Below are 367 nucleotides of genomic sequence, written 5' to 3' on the forward strand. Positions count from 1 at the left end.
AATACTGGATAATTTTCTGCGCGATCCGGCCGCCGTCGTGCGAAACGGCGGTTCGGCCGGGCTTGCGAACGTGTCGGCAGACAATCCCGTCTGGTTGAAGTTTGCGCGCGGCATGGGCTCCTTTACCGGGCTCAGCGCCAAGATACTGGCTGGCGAAATCTCCAGCTGGCCGAGGCCTCCTGAAAAGGTTTTGGACATCGCTGCGGGTCCAGGCGTTTTCGGCATCGAAATCGCCAAGGGCTTTCCATCGGCGCAGATCGTCGCCGTCGACTGGGCGGCCGTGTTGGAGCTGTCGAGGCAGAATGCGGAAAAAGCCGGCGTGGCTGACCGGTACCGGACGATAGCCGGCAGTGCTTTCGACGTCGAC

General features: G+C 61.9%; 1 protein-coding gene. It reads left to right on the top strand.

Annotated features, from left to right (window positions below; all coding sequences use genetic code 11):
* Window positions 1-367: methyltransferase domain-containing protein (locus EOD29_RS30770; protein ID WP_164763889.1), on the top strand; the 367-nt coding region annotated here is incomplete at both ends.

This window comes from Mesorhizobium sp. M1A.T.Ca.IN.004.03.1.1 (assembly GCF_003997555.1).
Taxonomy (GTDB): Bacteria; Pseudomonadota; Alphaproteobacteria; order Rhizobiales; family Rhizobiaceae; genus Mesorhizobium.